13 protein-coding genes and 1 pseudogene are annotated in these 15,620 nt (G+C 71.7%); 4 read left to right on the top strand and 10 right to left on the bottom strand.

Annotation, left to right across the window (positions count from 1 at the left end):
* The 4 genes and pseudogenes from C2142_RS36265 to C2142_RS36250 all read right to left on the bottom strand — a co-directional run.
* Window positions 1-2,647: LuxR family transcriptional regulator (locus C2142_RS36265; RefSeq protein ID WP_241003010.1), on the bottom strand; the 2,647-nt coding region annotated here is incomplete at its 3' end.
* A 71-nt stretch (window positions 2,648-2,718) separates the two neighbouring features.
* Window positions 2,719-3,080, bottom strand: a pseudogene (locus C2142_RS36260) (UBP-type zinc finger domain-containing protein).
* Complete coding sequence (locus C2142_RS36255) at window positions 3,077-4,534, bottom strand: ATP-binding protein (RefSeq protein ID WP_148647054.1); 1,458 nt, start codon at window positions 4,532-4,534, stop codon at window positions 3,077-3,079. Before C2142_RS36255 ends, C2142_RS36260 begins: the two are co-directional and overlap by 4 nt.
* Window positions 4,531-6,207, bottom strand: coding sequence for an FAD-dependent oxidoreductase (locus C2142_RS36250; protein WP_148647053.1), 1,677 nt, complete (start codon window positions 6,205-6,207; stop codon window positions 4,531-4,533). The genes C2142_RS36255 and C2142_RS36250 overlap by 4 nt, the downstream gene beginning before the upstream one ends.
* Window positions 6,208-6,683: 476 nt before the next feature.
* Here C2142_RS36250 and C2142_RS36245 point away from each other — a divergent pair, with 476 nt between their 5' ends.
* From C2142_RS36245 to C2142_RS36235, 3 genes are all read left to right on the top strand, one after another.
* Window positions 6,684-7,304 (top strand): hypothetical protein, encoded by a 621-nt coding sequence (locus tag C2142_RS36245; protein ID WP_148647052.1) that lies wholly within the window; start codon window positions 6,684-6,686, stop codon window positions 7,302-7,304.
* Window positions 7,305-7,775: 471 nt separating this feature from the next.
* Window positions 7,776-8,243 (top strand): nuclear transport factor 2 family protein, encoded by a 468-nt coding sequence (locus C2142_RS36240; protein ID WP_148647051.1) that lies wholly within the window; start codon window positions 7,776-7,778, stop codon window positions 8,241-8,243.
* A 48-nt stretch (window positions 8,244-8,291) separates the two neighbouring features.
* The gene (locus C2142_RS36235) at window positions 8,292-9,530 is read left to right on the top strand and encodes a low temperature requirement protein A (RefSeq protein WP_148647050.1); all 1,239 of its coding nucleotides are present in this window, start codon (window positions 8,292-8,294) and stop codon (window positions 9,528-9,530) included.
* Between the two features lie 106 nt (window positions 9,531-9,636).
* On the opposite strand, the gene C2142_RS36230 is transcribed toward C2142_RS36235, so the two are convergent.
* A complete protein-coding gene (locus C2142_RS36230) occupies window positions 9,637-10,182 on the bottom strand; it encodes a ribosome-inactivating family protein (protein WP_148647049.1) in 546 nt (181 codons plus the stop codon).
* A 180-nt stretch (window positions 10,183-10,362) separates the two neighbouring features.
* On the opposite strand from C2142_RS36230, the gene C2142_RS36225 reads away from it, so the two are divergent.
* Window positions 10,363-10,758, top strand: a complete 396-nt coding sequence (locus C2142_RS36225; RefSeq protein ID WP_148647048.1) for a hypothetical protein — start codon at window positions 10,363-10,365, stop codon at window positions 10,756-10,758.
* On the opposite strand, the gene C2142_RS36220 is transcribed toward C2142_RS36225, so the two are convergent.
* From C2142_RS36220 to C2142_RS36200, 5 genes are all read right to left on the bottom strand, one after another.
* A complete protein-coding gene (locus tag C2142_RS36220) occupies window positions 10,739-11,680 on the bottom strand; it encodes an IS5 family transposase (RefSeq protein WP_241003009.1) in 942 nt (313 codons plus the stop codon). The genes C2142_RS36225 and C2142_RS36220 overlap by 20 nt on opposite strands.
* 59 nt (window positions 11,681-11,739) lie before the next feature.
* Window positions 11,740-12,228 (bottom strand): transposase, encoded by a 489-nt coding sequence (locus C2142_RS36215; protein ID WP_241003008.1) that lies wholly within the window; start codon window positions 12,226-12,228, stop codon window positions 11,740-11,742.
* Between the two features lie 176 nt (window positions 12,229-12,404).
* On the bottom strand, window positions 12,405-14,189 hold the full coding sequence (locus C2142_RS36210) for a S8 family serine peptidase (RefSeq protein WP_148647236.1): 1,785 nt from the start codon (window positions 14,187-14,189) through the stop codon (window positions 12,405-12,407).
* Window positions 14,190-14,420: 231 nt separating this feature from the next.
* On the bottom strand, window positions 14,421-14,708 hold the full coding sequence (locus C2142_RS36205) for a PD40 domain-containing protein (RefSeq protein WP_206671100.1): 288 nt from the start codon (window positions 14,706-14,708) through the stop codon (window positions 14,421-14,423).
* Window positions 14,709-15,256: 548 nt separating this feature from the next.
* Window positions 15,257-15,620, bottom strand: a 364-nt coding sequence (locus C2142_RS36200; RefSeq protein WP_206671099.1) for a transposase, incomplete at its 5' end; no start/stop codon positions are given.

Raw genomic sequence — 15,620 nt, 5'->3', positions numbered from 1 at the left:
CGACTGTGCGGGGCGACAACTGGAGCTGCCGGCCGATCTCCTTGTTGGTGAGACCCGTCGCGGCCAGCCGGGCGATGCGCAGTTCCTGACCGGTGAGACCGGACGGATTCGCGGCCGGTCCGCCCGGCGGGAGCACCACGGAGTCACCGGCGGCCCGCAGTTCCGCCTCGCACTGGTGGGCCCAGGGGCCTGCCTGGAGGCGACGGAACACGTGGTGGGCCGCGCGCAGCGCCTCCCGGGCCCCGGGGCGGTGGCGCCGGCGCAACCACGAGCCGTGGGCGAGGCGCAGCCGGGCGAGGTCGAACACCCACCGTTCGGCGCCCGGTACGGCGTACGCGTCGCGGTAGGCGGTCTCGGCCTCGTCGTCCTCGGCGGCCAGGGCGGTGGCGGCCGCGAAGAGGAAGGCGTGGCGGCCGGAGATCCCCGCGGAGCGCGCTGCCCGTCCCGCCGTGAGGTGGGCCCGGGCCTCCTCGTGGCGACCGGTGTGAACGGCGGCCGTCACCAGGTCGAGGACCAGCGCGTGGCGCCACGGTGGTCCACTGGACGGTTGCCCGGGTGGGGTGAGTTCGCCGAAGTGCGCGTAGGCCTGCTCGTGGCGTCCGTGGGCGAGTGCGGCCAGGCCGCGCAGGTGGGTCAGGCGGTCGAGCACGTAGCGCATCCGGGCGCGGGTGGCGGCCGGCCGGACGGCCTGCTCGATCTCCCGCAGGCCGGCCTCGTCGCCCCGGCCGGCCAGGAAGTGGGCGTAGTACTGGCGGAACATCAGGGCGTTGGTGTGGTAGCCCAGATCGTCCGCGATCTCGGCCTCCCGCAGACAGACGGCCGACCGGTCCCAGTGCCCGAGCAGGAAGTCCTGGTGGCACTTGGCCTTGGCCACCGAGCCCTGGGTGGCGTAGCCGTGCAGCCCGGTGAAGCGCTGCCACAGGTCGCCGTCGGGGCAGTCGAGCGCCGAGGCGGTCCACAGCAGGAGCCAGGCCGCGCCGGCCCCCTGCTCCTCGGTCATGTTCCCGGCTGCCGTCCGCAGTGCCTCGGCCGCTTCCGGGCCCGGGGCGGTCCACGCACGCAGGCACAGCCTGCCGGCCTCCGGGACGTGGTCCCGGTGCCGTTCCAGGGCACGCCACGCCCAGGGATCGTCGGTGTAGCTGGCGGCCAGCAGCAGCTTGAAGTAGACCTGTTCGGCGAGCCCGCCGAAGCCCTCGGCGCCCGGCGCGGTCAGCGCGTCGAGAGCCGCGGGCAGCAGTGCGGCGGAGGACTCGAAGTCGACGTGGTGACTCTGGTCGGCGTAGACCACCGCGTACGCGAAGAGCGGGGCCGCGTCCTGCGGGACCGTGCTGGACTTCAGCTCCTCCACCAGATCCGCGGCGTGGCGCAGCTGCCCGCCGCGTGCCGACATCACCGCGGCCCAGGTGAGCCGACGGGTCCGGTCGCAGGAGCCGGGGCTGAGGGCGGCGGCGCGTTCGAGCAGGAGCGCGCCCTCGGCGTCGCCCCCTCGGCGGGCGAGGCCGCGCCCCGCGTCCTGCAGGCGGTGCGCGAGTTCCTCGTCGGGCAGCAGCGCGGCCGACGCTTCGTGGACCAGCCGACGGGGGTCGTCCGGCGCGAGGGCGGTCGACAGGACCCGGTGCGCCTCGCGGCGAGCGCTGTCGGAGGCGGCGGACACGACGGCGGTGCGGACCAGGGGGTGGCGGAACACCAGACGGCCCGCCGGGTCGAGCCGTGCCAGGCCGTCCGTCTCGATCCGCTCCAGGAGCTCCCGCGCGTTCTCGTCCGCGACGACGCGCAGCCACGCTCCGCTGCCGAACTCCGTGCCGGCGGCCAGGGCGCCCATCAGCAGCAGACGGCCGGCTTCGGGCGCCACCGCTCCCAGCCGGTCGGCGAACATTCGTTCCAGCTTCCGCCCAAGGGGCAGCTGCTCCGGGAGCGGAGCGGCCCCCAGCTGCTGGGCGGCCGGCAGTTGGCGCGGCAGCTCCACCAGCGCCAGCGGGTTACCCGCCGCCTCGGCCAGGACCCGGTCCCGGGCAGGTGCCGCGAGGTCGGGGTAGTGGGCGCCCAGTAGCAGCGTGGCGTCCGCCCGGGGCAGGGCCCGCACGTCGACGGTCTCGGCCGACCAGGCCTGGACGGACGCTCCGTCCGGGCGGGTGGCGGCGACGATCACCACCGGCAGGTCGGCGCAGCGCCGGTGCAGGAAGTCGAAGACGGTCGCACTGGAGGAGTCGATCCAGTGCAGGTCGTCCAGGAGGAGGAGCACGGGCGCGGTCAGCGCCGCCTCCTCCAGCAGCACCAGCGCGGCGGCTCCGACGGCGAACCCGCTCGGGGTGCCAGGACGGATGCCGAGCGCACTCTCCAGGGCCTCCCGCTGATGGGCCGACAGGACGGCGGAGCGCTGAAGCGGCGACCGGAATGCCTGGTGGAGGGCGCCGAACGCGAGATCCGTCTCCGCCTCCGCACCGAGCGCCCGCAGAACGGTGAACCCCCGAGCGCGCGCCGCGCGCTCCACCCAGGCCAGCAACGTGCTCTTGCCGACGCCCGGGTCACCGCGCATCACCACCGTGGAGCCGCTTCCGCCGTCCACGGCCTGGACGAGCGCCGCGGTCAACAGCTCCGTCTCCCGCTGCCGGCCGACCAGGACCACAGCCCCGCCGCCGTCCGCCACTCCCGCCCCCTCGGTCTACCCGGCCCTTTCCGCGGGCACCCAAGGCTACCGTCCGTCAGAACAGTGCTTGATCAGGGCCGGAGGCCAGCCGATCCGCTCAGCCCGGTCGCCGGCACCCGTCCGGCTGGGCCCGGGACGGGCTGGTCCGCCGGGTGGCCGTCAGGCGGGGCCAGCTGAGGGGCGGATTCGTAGAGCTGCGAGGTGTCGTAGTTCCAGAACCAGGTCTCGCCTGGTTCGAAGCTGCGGATCACCGGGTGCCCGGTCGCCTTGGCATGCGCGGTGGCGTGTGTGGCGGGAGAGTCGTCGCAGCAGCCGATGTGGCCGCAGCGCGCGCAGCGGCGCAGGTGAAACCACCAGCCGCCGGCGGCGTCGCATTCGACGCAGCCTGCACCACTCGGCGTCTGGTCGGGTCGATCGGCTTCTCGGTGGTCATGGCAACTCCTGCTGGGTGGCGGGTTCTGCGGGGTTGATCGGGAGGCGGACCTGGAAGCGGGTGTCGCCCGGGGCCGACTCGAGTCGCAGGTCGCCGCCGTGCCGGTTGACGATGATGCGCCAGGAGATGTCCAGGCCGAGACCGGTACCTTCGCCGGCAGGTTTGGTGCTGAAGAACGGGTCGAAGACCCGACTCTGTACGTCGGCGGGCACACCGGGGCCGGTGTCGCGGACTTCGACCAGCACCTGGTTCCCGTCCTGTGCGGTGCGAACGGTGAGGGTGCCGCCCGCGCCGGTACTGCGGATGGCCCAGACGGCGTTGTCGATCAGGTTGGTCCAGACCTGGTTCAGCTCGGCGGGGTAGCCGGGGATGCTGGGCAACGTGCGGTCGTAGTCGCGCACGACGGTGACGCTCGGGCCGATCTTCACTGAGAGCAGCAGCAGGGTACTGTCCAGCAGCTCGTTCACATCAGCAATTTGGTACGGGGCCCGGTCGAGCTGCGTGTACTGCTTCGCCGCACCGACGAGTGCGGAGACGCGGTGCGCGGCGTCCTCGATCTCGTCGAGCAGGAGCTCGGCCTCGACCGTGCAGCTCAGCCAGTGCAGTGCTTTTCCCAGCAGGTCTTCGGGCAGGGCTCCGGCGATCCGGTCCAGCCAGTCGATGCCCAGACTCGCCTCGACGAGGACCGGCGCCAGCTCCCAACCGTCGGCGACGCCGTGCGCCTCCAGCCAGTCGCCGATCTCGTCCTCGCGGTCCGAGGCCTCCAGCGGGTTGAGCGCTGAGGCCTGCCCCATCTGGCCGATCGTCATGTCCTGCAGTTCCCTCAGGTGGGCGAGGTCCCCGCCGCGGCGTGGCTCGGCCGCGAGCTCCGCGAATTCGCGGCGCACCCGGGCGATGCGCTCCCGCAGGGCCGAGGTGGCGCGTACGGCGGCAGCCGCGGGGTTGTTGAGCTCGTGGGTGAGCCCGGCTGTCACCGACCCGAGAGCGAGCAGCCTCTCCCTCTGGCCGACCGCCTCCTGGGTGCTTTTGAATCCGAAGAACAGACCCTCCAGCAGGTGGACGGCCATCGGGAACCAACTGCGCATGATCTCCGCGAAGGCTTCCGCGGGCAGCACGAAGAACCTGGACCGCTCGGTCGCCCGGAGCGAGTTGTTGTACACCTGCGGCACTTGGTCGCCGAGGTAGGCCTGGAATGCCCCGGCGTACACGCCGGGCATGGATGTCCGGCTGACGTCCACCTGCTGGCCGCCGACGCTGCGCGAGAGGACCACGGTCCCCCGGAACAGCACGAACAGGCTCGCCGCGGGATCGCCCTCCCGGTACACTGGGCCCGGGTCGAACCACTCGACGTGGCCGTCCCGGCACAGCTGGGTCAGTTGGTCGGGAGTCAGCTTCTCGAACAGGAACAGCGTCCGAAGCTCCTGCTCGTCGCACTTCTCCTGCGCGGTGGTCATGACTGCTCCAGGTAGCGGTGCGCGAGCATGACGGCCATGGCGCCCTCGCCGACCGCGGAGGCGACCCGCTTGGCGGACTCCGCGCGCACGTCTCCGGCTGCGAAGACCCCTGGCACGTTGGTCTCAAGGTGGTAGGGGGGCCGATCCAGCGGCCAGCCGGCGGGGGCGCGCCCGTCGGTGGTCAGATCGGGGCCGGTCAGCACGAAGCCCTTCGGGTCCCTGAGTACCGTGCCGTCCAGCCAGTCGGTCAGCGGTGCCGCACCGATGAAGACGTACATCCACTGCGCGTCAACGGTCTCGGACCTACCGGTCACACGGTTGCGCAGGGTCAGCCCTTCCAGGTGTTCCTCGCCCTGGGCGGCTTCGACGACCGTGTCCGTGAGCACCGTGACGGTGGAGGCGTCCTCGACCCGCTGGAGCAGGTAGGAGGACATCGAGGAGGCCAGCTCCGGTGCCCGCACCAGCAGGGTGACCTTCCGGGCGCTGCGGGAGAGGAACATCGCGGCCTGGCCGGCGGAGTTCGCACCGCCGACGATGTACACGTCCTGCCCTTGACAGGCGGCCGCCTCGGTCAGGGCCGAGCCGTAGTAGACCCCGCGCCCGGTCAGTCCGGCCGCCCCCGGCACGTCCAGTTGCCGGTAGGACACACCGGTCGCGAGGATCACGGTGTGTGCCGAGACGGCGGAGTCGTCGGAGAAACGCAGCGTGCGTGCCGCCCCCTTCACTTCCAAGCCGGTGACCGTGCACGCCGTGAGCAGCTCCGCGCCGAATTTCGTGGCTTGGCGGCGTGCCCGGTCGGTGAGCTGCGCTCCGGAGACGCCGTCGGGGAAGCCCAGGTAGTTCTCGATGCGGGAGCTCTGGCCCGCCTGTCCACCGGTTGCCTCGCGTTCCACGAGGACGGTGCGCAGACCCTCCGAGGCTCCGTAGACGGCCGCGGCGAGGCCGGCGGGGCCGCCGCCGACGATGACCAGGTCGTAGAAGTCGGCCGCGGGGGTGGTCGACAGCCCCACGTGGGCGGCCAGGTCCCGATCGGCGGGCTCGACGAGGGCAGTGCCGTCCGGGGTCACCACCAGGGGCAGTCGCAGACCGTCCTGCCCTGCGGCGACCAGCAGACGTCCGCCCTCTGGTTCCTCGCTGGAGTACCAACGGTAGGGCACCTGGTTGCGGGCGAGGAACTCCCGGACCTGGGAGGAGCGGGCCGACCAGCGGTGGCCGACGACCCTGGTGACGTCCACGGCGCGACCGCCGCCGGCCCGCCACGTCTCCAGCAGGTCGTCCACCACCGGGTACAGCTTCTCCTCGGGCGGCTCCCACGGCTTGAGCAGGTAGTGGTCGAGATCGACAACGTTGATGGCGTCGATCGCGGCGTTGGTGTCGGCGTAGGCGGTGAGCAGTACCCGTCGGGCTGCCGGGAACAGATCGAGCGCCGCTTCGAGGAATTCGATGCCGTTCATCTGCGGCATCCGGTAATCGGCCAGGATCACCGCGACCGGCACGCCCCGCAGCTTCAGCGCGCGCAGCGCCTCGAGCGCCGATGCGCCGGACTCGGCGCGGACCACCCGGTAATCCTCCCCGTAGTGGCGGCGCAGGTCACGGGCGACGGCCCGGGATACCGCAGGATCGTCGTCCACGGTCAAAATCACCGTCCGCACCTCGTCGGTGGCCTCTGCCATGGTTCACCACCCAGGACTGTCGCAGGGCCGGAGGGGGAGCACCCCTTCCAGTCTGATCGCTGGCACCCGGTACGGCCCGCCGTCGTGGCACTCACGGGGCAGAGCGGACTCCACTCGAGCATTTCCGCGGGCCGCATGTGTTCAGCCGAACGGTGACCACGCCACCCGCGTCCATGCCGTCTACGACCCGCACGGCAGGCGGTGCCACAGCGCGCCGGCCGGCCATCCACCCCCCGGTCCTGGACCGCCCCGGTCGGGCCCCGGTGCTGCTGGAGGTGCCCCCGGACGCGCCACTGGGCATGGGGGGGTCCCGTTCGAGTCCGGACAACCCGGCAAGCGCGCAGGCCGCACCGTGGAGACCGGGGTCTGCCGCTCCGGGGTCGCACCGAAGGCGTTCGGCGTGTGATTCAGCGCGTGAGCGGTGGGGAACGCGCCGGGTACGGGAGCCGGGCGCCACTGTGGGAGAGCATGCCGTCATGGACATCGAATCGCTTGTACGCACCCGCCGCGCCTTGCACGCGGTCGCGGAGCTGGTCCTGGCCGGACCACAGTTCCGAACCAGTGGCACGATCAGGCTGCGCGCCTCCCTCGGCGGCTTCGCCACCCGGGCCGAGCCGAACGTGCAGGTCGTCGGCGCGGATCTGGTGGCGTCCGGGCAGCGCCTCTTCCTGGAGCGGACCACTTGCGCCGCGCTGGCGGCTGCGATCGGGGTCACGGCCGGTGCGCCCGCGGGGCTCTACCAGGGCGGATCCGGTGTCGGCCCCGAGGACGTGATCGAAGCCGATCCGCAGCCGGCGCACTGGATCGCGCATGGTTTCGCGGTCGGCGATGCCGCACTTCGCCGGATGTTTCCCGGGGCGGATCCGGTTATCTGGCCCGAGCACTTCGACATCGGCGTGACCGTGGCCGCGGTCGACTACGGAGTCTCCCCGGGCGATGGCTTCCAGGCGGAGCCGTACGCCTACGTCGGCCCGCACACCCGGCAGCAGGGGAATTACTGGAACGCGCCGTTCGGCGCGTTGGCCACGGTCCGCGAGCTCGGCGGCGTGGACGGCGTGTTGGCCTTCTTCGAGCAGGGCCGTCAGTTGGTCGCTTGATCATCACTGACTGCCGCCGTGCCGATCGCTCCTGGAACTCTCGGCAGTCGGCCGCGTGGCGGTAGACGTCGGCGAGGCGTTCGACGTGATCGGCCACCTCCACGACGGACAGCCGTAGCAGCTCCGGGCCGGGCGCTCCTTCGGCGCGACGCCGGTCTTCCAGGCGGTGGCCGGTCTCCGGGTCCGCGTAGAGCGCCGCGATGAGCGGGGCGAGCGGGGTGCTGTAGCGGTTGTAGAACGTCGCCCGGGTGCTTCCGGCGCGTTCGGCCAGTTCGGCGACGGTGATCTGGGAGACGGGCCGCTGCGAGGCGGGCTCGACGACGGCCTGCCGCCGGGCAGCGGTGGTCCGGGTGGCACGCGGATCGGTTCCCTTGGTCATCGTGCTGCCATCCCGGGTCGTTCAGTCCGGTTGAGGCGGCCCGCGACCGGTGTTCTTATTCAGATGTCAAATAGCTTCACGAGGGAGCCGTCATGTCCTCCCACACTTCGGTCTCACCCCAGGAAGTCGCCGACCGGTTGGCCATCCGTGAGCTGATCGACGCCTACGCGCACTGCGCCGACCGGCGCGACGCCAAGGGCCAGATGGCGCTGTTCACCGAGGACAGCCACCTCCTGGTCTACATGGACGCCACCGCGGCGGAGCCGACGCAGGAACTGCACGGGCGCGAGGCCCTCGCCCCGGTCTTCGACAACCTGAACAGCTACCGGGCCACCACCCACTTCAACGGCCAGAGCACCGTGTCGATCGACGGTGACCGGGCGAGCGGCGAGAGCTACTGCCTGGCCCACCACATCTCGCTCGGTCAGGACGCCGAGCGCACCATCATGGTCGCGTCCATCCGCTATCTCGACGAATTCGTCAAGCAGGACGGCGAGTGGTACTTCGCCGAGCGCCGCCTGATGGTCGACTGGACCGAGACCCGCCCCTGCGCGCCCTGAGCCTGCGAGGCGTTCGAGGACCGGCCGCAGGTGGGGAGTTGACAGCGGATGAAGGACGACGGCTCCCCCGCCGAAGCCGGGGAACCCTCATTCTGGAGGCGGCTGCGGCGCCAGCTGTGGCAGCCGCCGCGCCCCCACGGGGAGCAGCCGCGCGAGCGCGTCGTCGGCCCGCTGGAGCTCTTCTACGACCTGGTCGTGGTTGTCCTGGTCGCCCAGGCGGCCCACCACCTCGCGGGGCAGCTCACCTGGAACGGTATCGGCGAATACACCGCGGTATTCGGGCTGACCTGGATCGCGTGGGTCAACGGGAGCCTCCACCACGAGCTGCACGGCCGCGAGGACGCCCGCGCGCGAAGCACCTTCCTGCTGCAGATCCTCGTCCTCGTCCCCCTGGGCGCCTACATCCCCGAGGCCGACGGCGCCCGGGGAGCCGCCTTCGCCGTCACGGCAGGGGTCCTGTTCGCCGTACTCGCACTGCTGTGGCTGCTGGCCTCCCGCGGCGACCGGCCCGAATACCGCCGGCCCAGCCGGCTCTTCGTCACCGGAACCATCCTCTGCGCCGCCACCCTCGGGGTGAGCGCGCGGCTCCCCGCCCCCACCCGGGTCTGGACCTGGGGACTGCTCGACCTCGCGTACCTGGCTGGCTTCGCCGCCGTGATCCTCAAGGCGACACCGCGCGAGGCCGCGGCGCTCACCGTCACCGACGCACTCATCGAACGGTTCGGACTGCTCATCATCATCGTCCTCGGCGAGACCGTGACCGGCGTCGTCAGCGGACTCGCGACCGAGCCGGTCAACGCGCTCACGTTGACCGTCGCACTGATCATCGTCGTGGTCGGCTTCGGCGCCTGGTGGACCTACTTCGACTTCGCCGGCCACCGAGAGCCGCGCCGGACGCCGGCGGCCACCGTCCAGTGGATGCTCGCCCATCTGCCACTCACGGCCGCGGTCGCCGCCATGGGCGCGGCCATGGTCAGCCTGGTCGAGCACGCCCACGCCGCCCGGACCCCCACCGCCACGTCCTGGGTGCTTTGTGGCGGCGCGGCCGTCGTGCTCTCCAGCACCATGCTCGTCGCCGCCACCCTCCAGGCCTGGCGCACCAAGCAGGACCTGTACCGCCCGCTGTCACGCACCTGCGCCGCGGCTGCCCTCGCCTGCCTCGCGCTCGCCGCGGGCCGCCCGTCGCCACCTGTGCTCGGCGGCGTCCTTGTCGTGATCTTCGGAGTTCCCTGGGGGCTCGCCGTGGCTCACCGCCTGCGCCACCAGGGGACGGTCGCCCAGGAGTAGACCGGCCCGTCGGGCTCGCCACGCGGGAGCGGCGCGTACGGTCGGCAGACCGCCTCTGGACTACGGCCTGGACGCCGACCGCGCGGCGCGGCGGCCGCACGTCAGGTCAGAGTTCGGCGTGGTTCCAGTCGCCCGTGGAGCTGACCTGGCTGGTGACGCCGATCAGCATCGCCATCCAGCGCTGGACGTCGCCGTAGCTGTAGAAGGTGCCTACGCCGGTGACGTTGACGGGCGGGGTGTTGGGGTTGTTGGTGACGTCGTAGGCGTAGCGGGAGATCTGGTCCCAGGAGTTCTCCAGGTACTGCTGCCGCTCGGGGAGCCCGTTGTAGAAGGGCAGGTTTCCGCCCTGGATGTCGCGGGTGACGCCGTAGACGTCCCAGAAGCGCGCGGCCTCGGAGGAGAACTGGATCATGAACATCAGTGACCTGGCGACGTTCTGCTGGTTGGCACCGTACGGGTAGCCGGTGGTCGCGAGGTTGTCGATCGACGCCGTGAGGTCGTTCCACCCGATGGGCATCGACTCGCGTCCCCGGCCGGCGGCCTGCCGCATCGCGTTGTAGTTGGAGCCGAAGGACAGCTGGCTGAGGCGGTGGTCCGGCGGCAGGAGCGGGTTGCCACTCAGAAGCGATTCCCAAACCGAAGGTAGGGTCACGTTTTCCCAGGTGAGGCGTGTGGCCGTCGCTCGGTAGGCATGCTCGGACCGTCGTGGCGGTGCGGGGCGTGCTGGGAGGTGGCGGATGCCGTCGGTGCTGGGGATGTTGGAGAGACGCGAGCGGGTGGCGCTGGCCCGGGTGGAGGAGTTGCGGGCCGAACTGGAGCGGCTCAGGCTGCTGTGGTCGAGGCGGATGAGGCCGCGCGGCGCGCGGTCATCGCTCGCGAGGAGATCGTCGCGGCCCTGGCCGAGGCGGCCGACGAGGCCGGCGCGTCCGACGCGCCGGTGGATGCGCCGACCGCGGGGGCCGCCGGGTCGCGGGTGGAGGTCCCGCTGTGGCGGGACGGGGTGGGGACCGAGGTGCTTCCGCCTGACTGCGCACGGATCGTGGCCTTGGTCCGGGAGGACGCCGCCGGTGGCGGGCAGGGGGTGCGGGCGCGGGTGATGCGCGAGCATCTGGGCTGGCCGGCGAGTGACGCGAAGGAGCAGGCCGCACGGTTTCGGGCGAAGCGGCTGGTCGAGCGGGGCTGGTTGACCGAGGGGCGGCCGGGGCTGTTCAGGCCGCGGACCGCTTGACGCGGCGGGGCGCCGGTCGGCCGGAGCGGGCCAGGCGGCGGGTGGCCGGGATGCCCGCGGCCCACCAGGCCATCGCCTCGGCACTGTCGATGCGGGTCTCGTAGTCCCGTGCGAGGCGCCGGGCCCGGATCAGGTGGGAGAAACTGCGCTCCACGACCCAGCGGCGCGGCAGCACCACGAACCCCTTGGTGTCGTCGCTGCGCTTGACGACGGTCAGCGCGAGGGCGAGGACGGCGTGGGCGAAGGCGACCAGCCGGCCGGTGTAGCCGCCGTCGGCCCGGAGCAGGGTGATGCGGTGGTGGTCGGCACGCAGGTGTTCAAGGAGGTCGCGGCCGGCGTCGTTGTCCTTGACCGAGGCGGCGGTGACCAGCACGGTCAGCAGCAGCCCCAGGGTGTCCACCGCGATGTGCCGTTTGCGGCCGTTGATCTTCTTTCCGGCGTCGTAGCCGCGGGTGGCCGCGGCGACGGTGGCGTCGGCCTTCACGGACTGCGAGTCGATGATCGCGGCGGTCGGCTCTTCCTTCTTGCCGGCCAGTTCGCGCAGCATCTTGCGCAGCCGGCCGTAGAACTCCTTGATGCAGTCGTGGTCGCGCCGGCGGCGGAAGAACCGGTAGACGGCCCGCCACTTGGGGAAGTCGGCGGGCAGGCCGGCCCAGCGCACGCCCTCGGCGACCAGGTAGCGCACCGCGTCGAGCAGTTGGCGGTGGCAGTAGCCCTCCGGGCGGCCCCCTTGTCCGTTCAGCCAGGCCGGGACCGGCAGCAGCGGCCGCACGATCGCCCACTGCGTGTCGGTGAGGTCGGAGCCGTAGCGGCGGGTCCGGTCCGGCTGGTCGGCGGCGTTGCCGAGCCGGTGGGCGAGACAGTCGCACGGCGACACGCCGTAGCTGGACGCGGACGGTGCGGGCACGCCACAGTGGGACACCAGGGCCTCCTGATGGTTCGTTGACTCGACATCACCGAACTGTGCGGGAGGCCCTTCTCTTATGCGCCGGCCGCCAAGTGATCACCCGAACGAGGCTGATGCGCACGGAAGTTCGAGCGACAGTCGCGCCCCTCGGTTTGGGAAACGCTTCTCATGCCACGCGCGTACAGCGACAGGATCCGCTCGTTGAACCCGGCCAGCCGTCGCGCGTTCTTGGGGACCAGCCGCGGCTCGAACTGCCCGTTGTGGTCCCTGGCCACCGCGACGGTCACCGCGCCGACATCCGTCAGCACGGTCTTCGACGAAGTCCCGTTGCGGTTGTTACCCGAGCCACGCCCTGCCGGATCGTGCTTCTCATAGCCCAGGTGCTCGGTCATCTCCGCGTCGAGAACCCGCTCCAGCACCGCCCGGGTGACCTGGGTCAGCAGCCCGCCCTCACCCAGCAGAGCCGCACCCGAGGCGTCCGTGTGCTCCATCAGCCGCTCGACGACCTCGCCCACCAACCGCTCATCGACCGGCTCGACGGCCGGCCCTTCCTTCTCGCCCATGTCCCGTCCGTTCCGGCTGGCCAGAGCCCTTGGCCGGGCCCCGGCCAGCCTCCCGGATCACGGACTTACACGATCCATCTGACACGCTCGGCCTTGACGCCGACGATGTCGGCACCCGTGCGCTCCGCCGCCCGGGAGACGGGCGGCGGAGCGCGGGCGGGTGGTGCGGGCGGGGGCTAGAAGGTGAGGTTCCAGGCGTCGATGGTGCCGGTGTCGCCCGCGGCGCCGTCCTTGACGCGGAGCTTCCAGGTGCCGTTCGCCGCGCTCGCGGCGGCGTTGACGGTGTAGGTCTTGGCGACGTTGTCGGTGCTGTCGCTGTTCGGGAAGTCCTCCAGGAGGTAGACCGTGCCGTCGGGGGCGACCAGGGAGATGACCAGGTCACCGCGGTAGGTGTGCTTGACATCCACACCGACCTTGAGGGTGGCGGGGGCATTGCCGCTCACGCCCGTCACGGTGATCGGGCTCTCCACGGTGGTGTTGTCGGTGATCGCCACGTCGGCGAGGTTCTCGAAGTACTTGCCGGCCGGCAGGGTGGAGCCGACGGCCTTCAACGCGTCGACCTGGCCCTCGCCGAAGAAGGCGTTGTTGGCGGTGGTGCCGGTGCAGCGGCTGTCCGAGGCCGGGCAGGCCAGGTCGTTGGCCTGGGTGGCGAGGCGGGCCCGGATGTCGGCCGGGGTCAGCGACGGGTCGGCGCTCGCGATCAGCGCGGCCACGCCGGTGACGTGCGGGGAGGCCATCGAGGTGCCGCTCTTGGTGCCGTACTTGCCGCCGGGCAGGGTGGAGTAGACGCCGGTGGCGCCGTCCCCGCCGGGTGCCGCGACGTCGATGACGCCCCGGCCGAAGTTGGAGTAGGAGGCCTTGCCGCTGCCGCTGCCCGTGGCAGCGACGGTTACCACGCCCGGAAGTTCGGTGGGGATGTCGAGGCAGGCGTTGCTGATGGTCCGGGTGACCGGGGTGGAGTCGTTGGGGCTCTCCGAGTCGGTCGTCTTGTTGGCCAGGTCGTAGTTCGAGTTGCCGGCCGCGGCGACCTGCAGCGAGCCCTTGCCCTCGGCGTACTCCTGGGCGCGCTTCACGCCCTCGATGATGGCCGCCTGGTCGAGGTCGTTCGGGCAGTTGAACTGCCACGGGTCGGTGTAGTAGCTGTTGTTGGTCACCTTGAAGCCGTGGTCACCGGCCCAGACGAAGCCGCAGACCGTGTTCTCGGCGTAGAAGAGGGTGCTGGTCGGCTCGGCGATCCGGACCGAGGCGATCTTCACGCCCGGCGCGACGCCGATGACGCCCTTGCCGTTCTTGGCGGCCGCGATGGTGCCGGCGACGTGGGTGCCGTGGGTGTCCACATCGCGCCAGGCGCCGGTGCGGGCGTCGGCCTTGCCGTAGGCGCAGGAGACGGAGTCGGCGGCGTCGAAGTTCGGTGCGAGGTCCTGGTGCTGGTCGTCCACGCCGGTGTCGAGCACGCCGACCTTGACGGTGGGCGAACCGGTGGTCACCGCCCAGGCCTGGTCGGCCTTGATCTGGGTCATGTCCCAGCGGTTGGACTCGGTGAGCGTGGTGGCCGACTGGGCCGGGTTGGCGGGCAGCGCCGGGCTGTACGCGTCGGCCGGCACGTCGGACGTGCGAGTGGCGCCGACCTGCTGGATGCCGGTGACGCCGCGCAGAGCGGCGGCGAAGCCGACCGTGGTCGAGTGGGCGACGATGACGCCGATCGCGTCGTAGCTCGCGAAGACCGTGCCGCCCTTCACGGCGACGGCGGCCTTGGCGGCGGCGACGTCGGCGGGTGCGCTGATCACCAGGTAGGCGCGGGTTCCGGCGGCCCAGCCGGCGGCCGCGGTGTGCGGGGCGGCGGCAGGGGCACCGGCGGCGGGGGCCTCGGCCGCCACCGGAGCGGCGGGGGCAGTGGGAGGGGTGGGGGTGATGGTCGCCGGGGCGGCGGTCGCGAGTGCCGTGGGGGTGGCGAGCGCCATGGCCGAGAGCACGGCGAGAGCGGCGGCCGGGCGGCCCAGCCGGGATACCAGGGGTGACACATGTCCTCCGATTCGGGCCCGTGCGTGAGGGGATCACACGGGGTTTGAACGCAACATGCCAGAACGGTGAGCGTTTGGGGAAGGCTTTACGCATGACGACTTGTCACAGCAGTGTCAACATTTGATGTCGCGCCCGGGTCGGACGGTCGAACCGGGGGAACCCGACGCGTCTCATCGGAGGACGGCCGGGGATTCCGCGTCACGGGCGAGCACGGCGGGCCGGCCACTGCCGTCGGCGGGCACGGCCCAGACGTCCGCGTCCGTGCCGTCGTGCGGCAGCCCGTAGGCGACGGTGGCGTCGTCCAGCCAGGCCGGCTGGTCGTCGGCGCTGCGGGTCTCGGCGAGGGGCAGCTCGGCCAGGTCGGCCAGCCGCAGCACGGTGAGCCGCCAACCGCCGCCGGACAGACGGCTCCTGTAGGCCAGCCGGGTGCCGTCCGGGGACAGTGACGGGCACTCCACGTCGTCCTTGACGGTCCGCAGGCTACGGGCGGTGAAGTCGCCCGCGGCCAGGGAGCGGTGGCCGCCGGGCCGACATGGTGGCGTAGAAGCGCTTGTCGTCGACGATGAAGGTGACGCCCGAGAGGTTGGCGCCCCCGATGGGGTTCGTGGCCGTCGACCGTGAGGTTCTCCAGGTTGCCGACGAGCGTGTCGGTCCGGGTGTCGAGGATGCCGGAGCTGGTGGAGAACCGTCCGCCGTTGCAGGAGTCGCCGGTGACGAAGACGGTCCAGGAGACCATCCGCCCGGTGGCGTAGACCCGGGCCCGGCTGGGGACGCCGTTCAGAGGCAGGCTGGTCCGCTCGCCTGCTGTGGAAGCAGGGCATCAAGCCCGTCATCGCCCGCCGCGACGTACCCCAGGACTCAGGCTTCGGCGTGCATCGTTAGGTGGTCGAGGGGCGCCACCTGGCCCCAGGGCTTCCGCTGTCGGTAACGGGTGAAACGAGGCTCTGGATCACTTTCCGTGCTGGTATGACTGATCGTCACCGACTGCGCCAGGAGGGGACGCCGGTCACGCGGCAAGGAGCACACGCTTTCGCAGGTCCAGGCCTGCGCGGCCGAACATCTGCCGCTTCAGCATCTTGATCCGATTCACCTGCCCCTCCACCGCCCCCGAGCTGAACGGCAGACTCAACCCCGCCACCACCGCCCCAAGATCAGAACCGATCCCATTCACGAACGACATCAACTCGGGCAGGCCGGTGGCCTTCACCTGGTCGATCCAGCCGGCCAGCTGGTCGCGTCCGGCGCGGGCGGTCATCATCTCGGCGAAGGTCCGAACGTGGTCGGCGGCCGTGTCCAGCTGAGCGGGCGAGGCGATCTGCCCGGTGTAGGTGAAGGAGTCGCCGTTGCGGCCGGGCCCGTCGCTGGTGTCG

Origin of the sequence: Streptomyces sp. CB01881, assembly GCF_002953255.1 — a bacterium.
GTDB lineage: Bacteria > Actinomycetota > Actinomycetes > Streptomycetales > Streptomycetaceae > Kitasatospora.
This window is presented reverse-complemented; position numbering and strand designations above follow the sequence as displayed.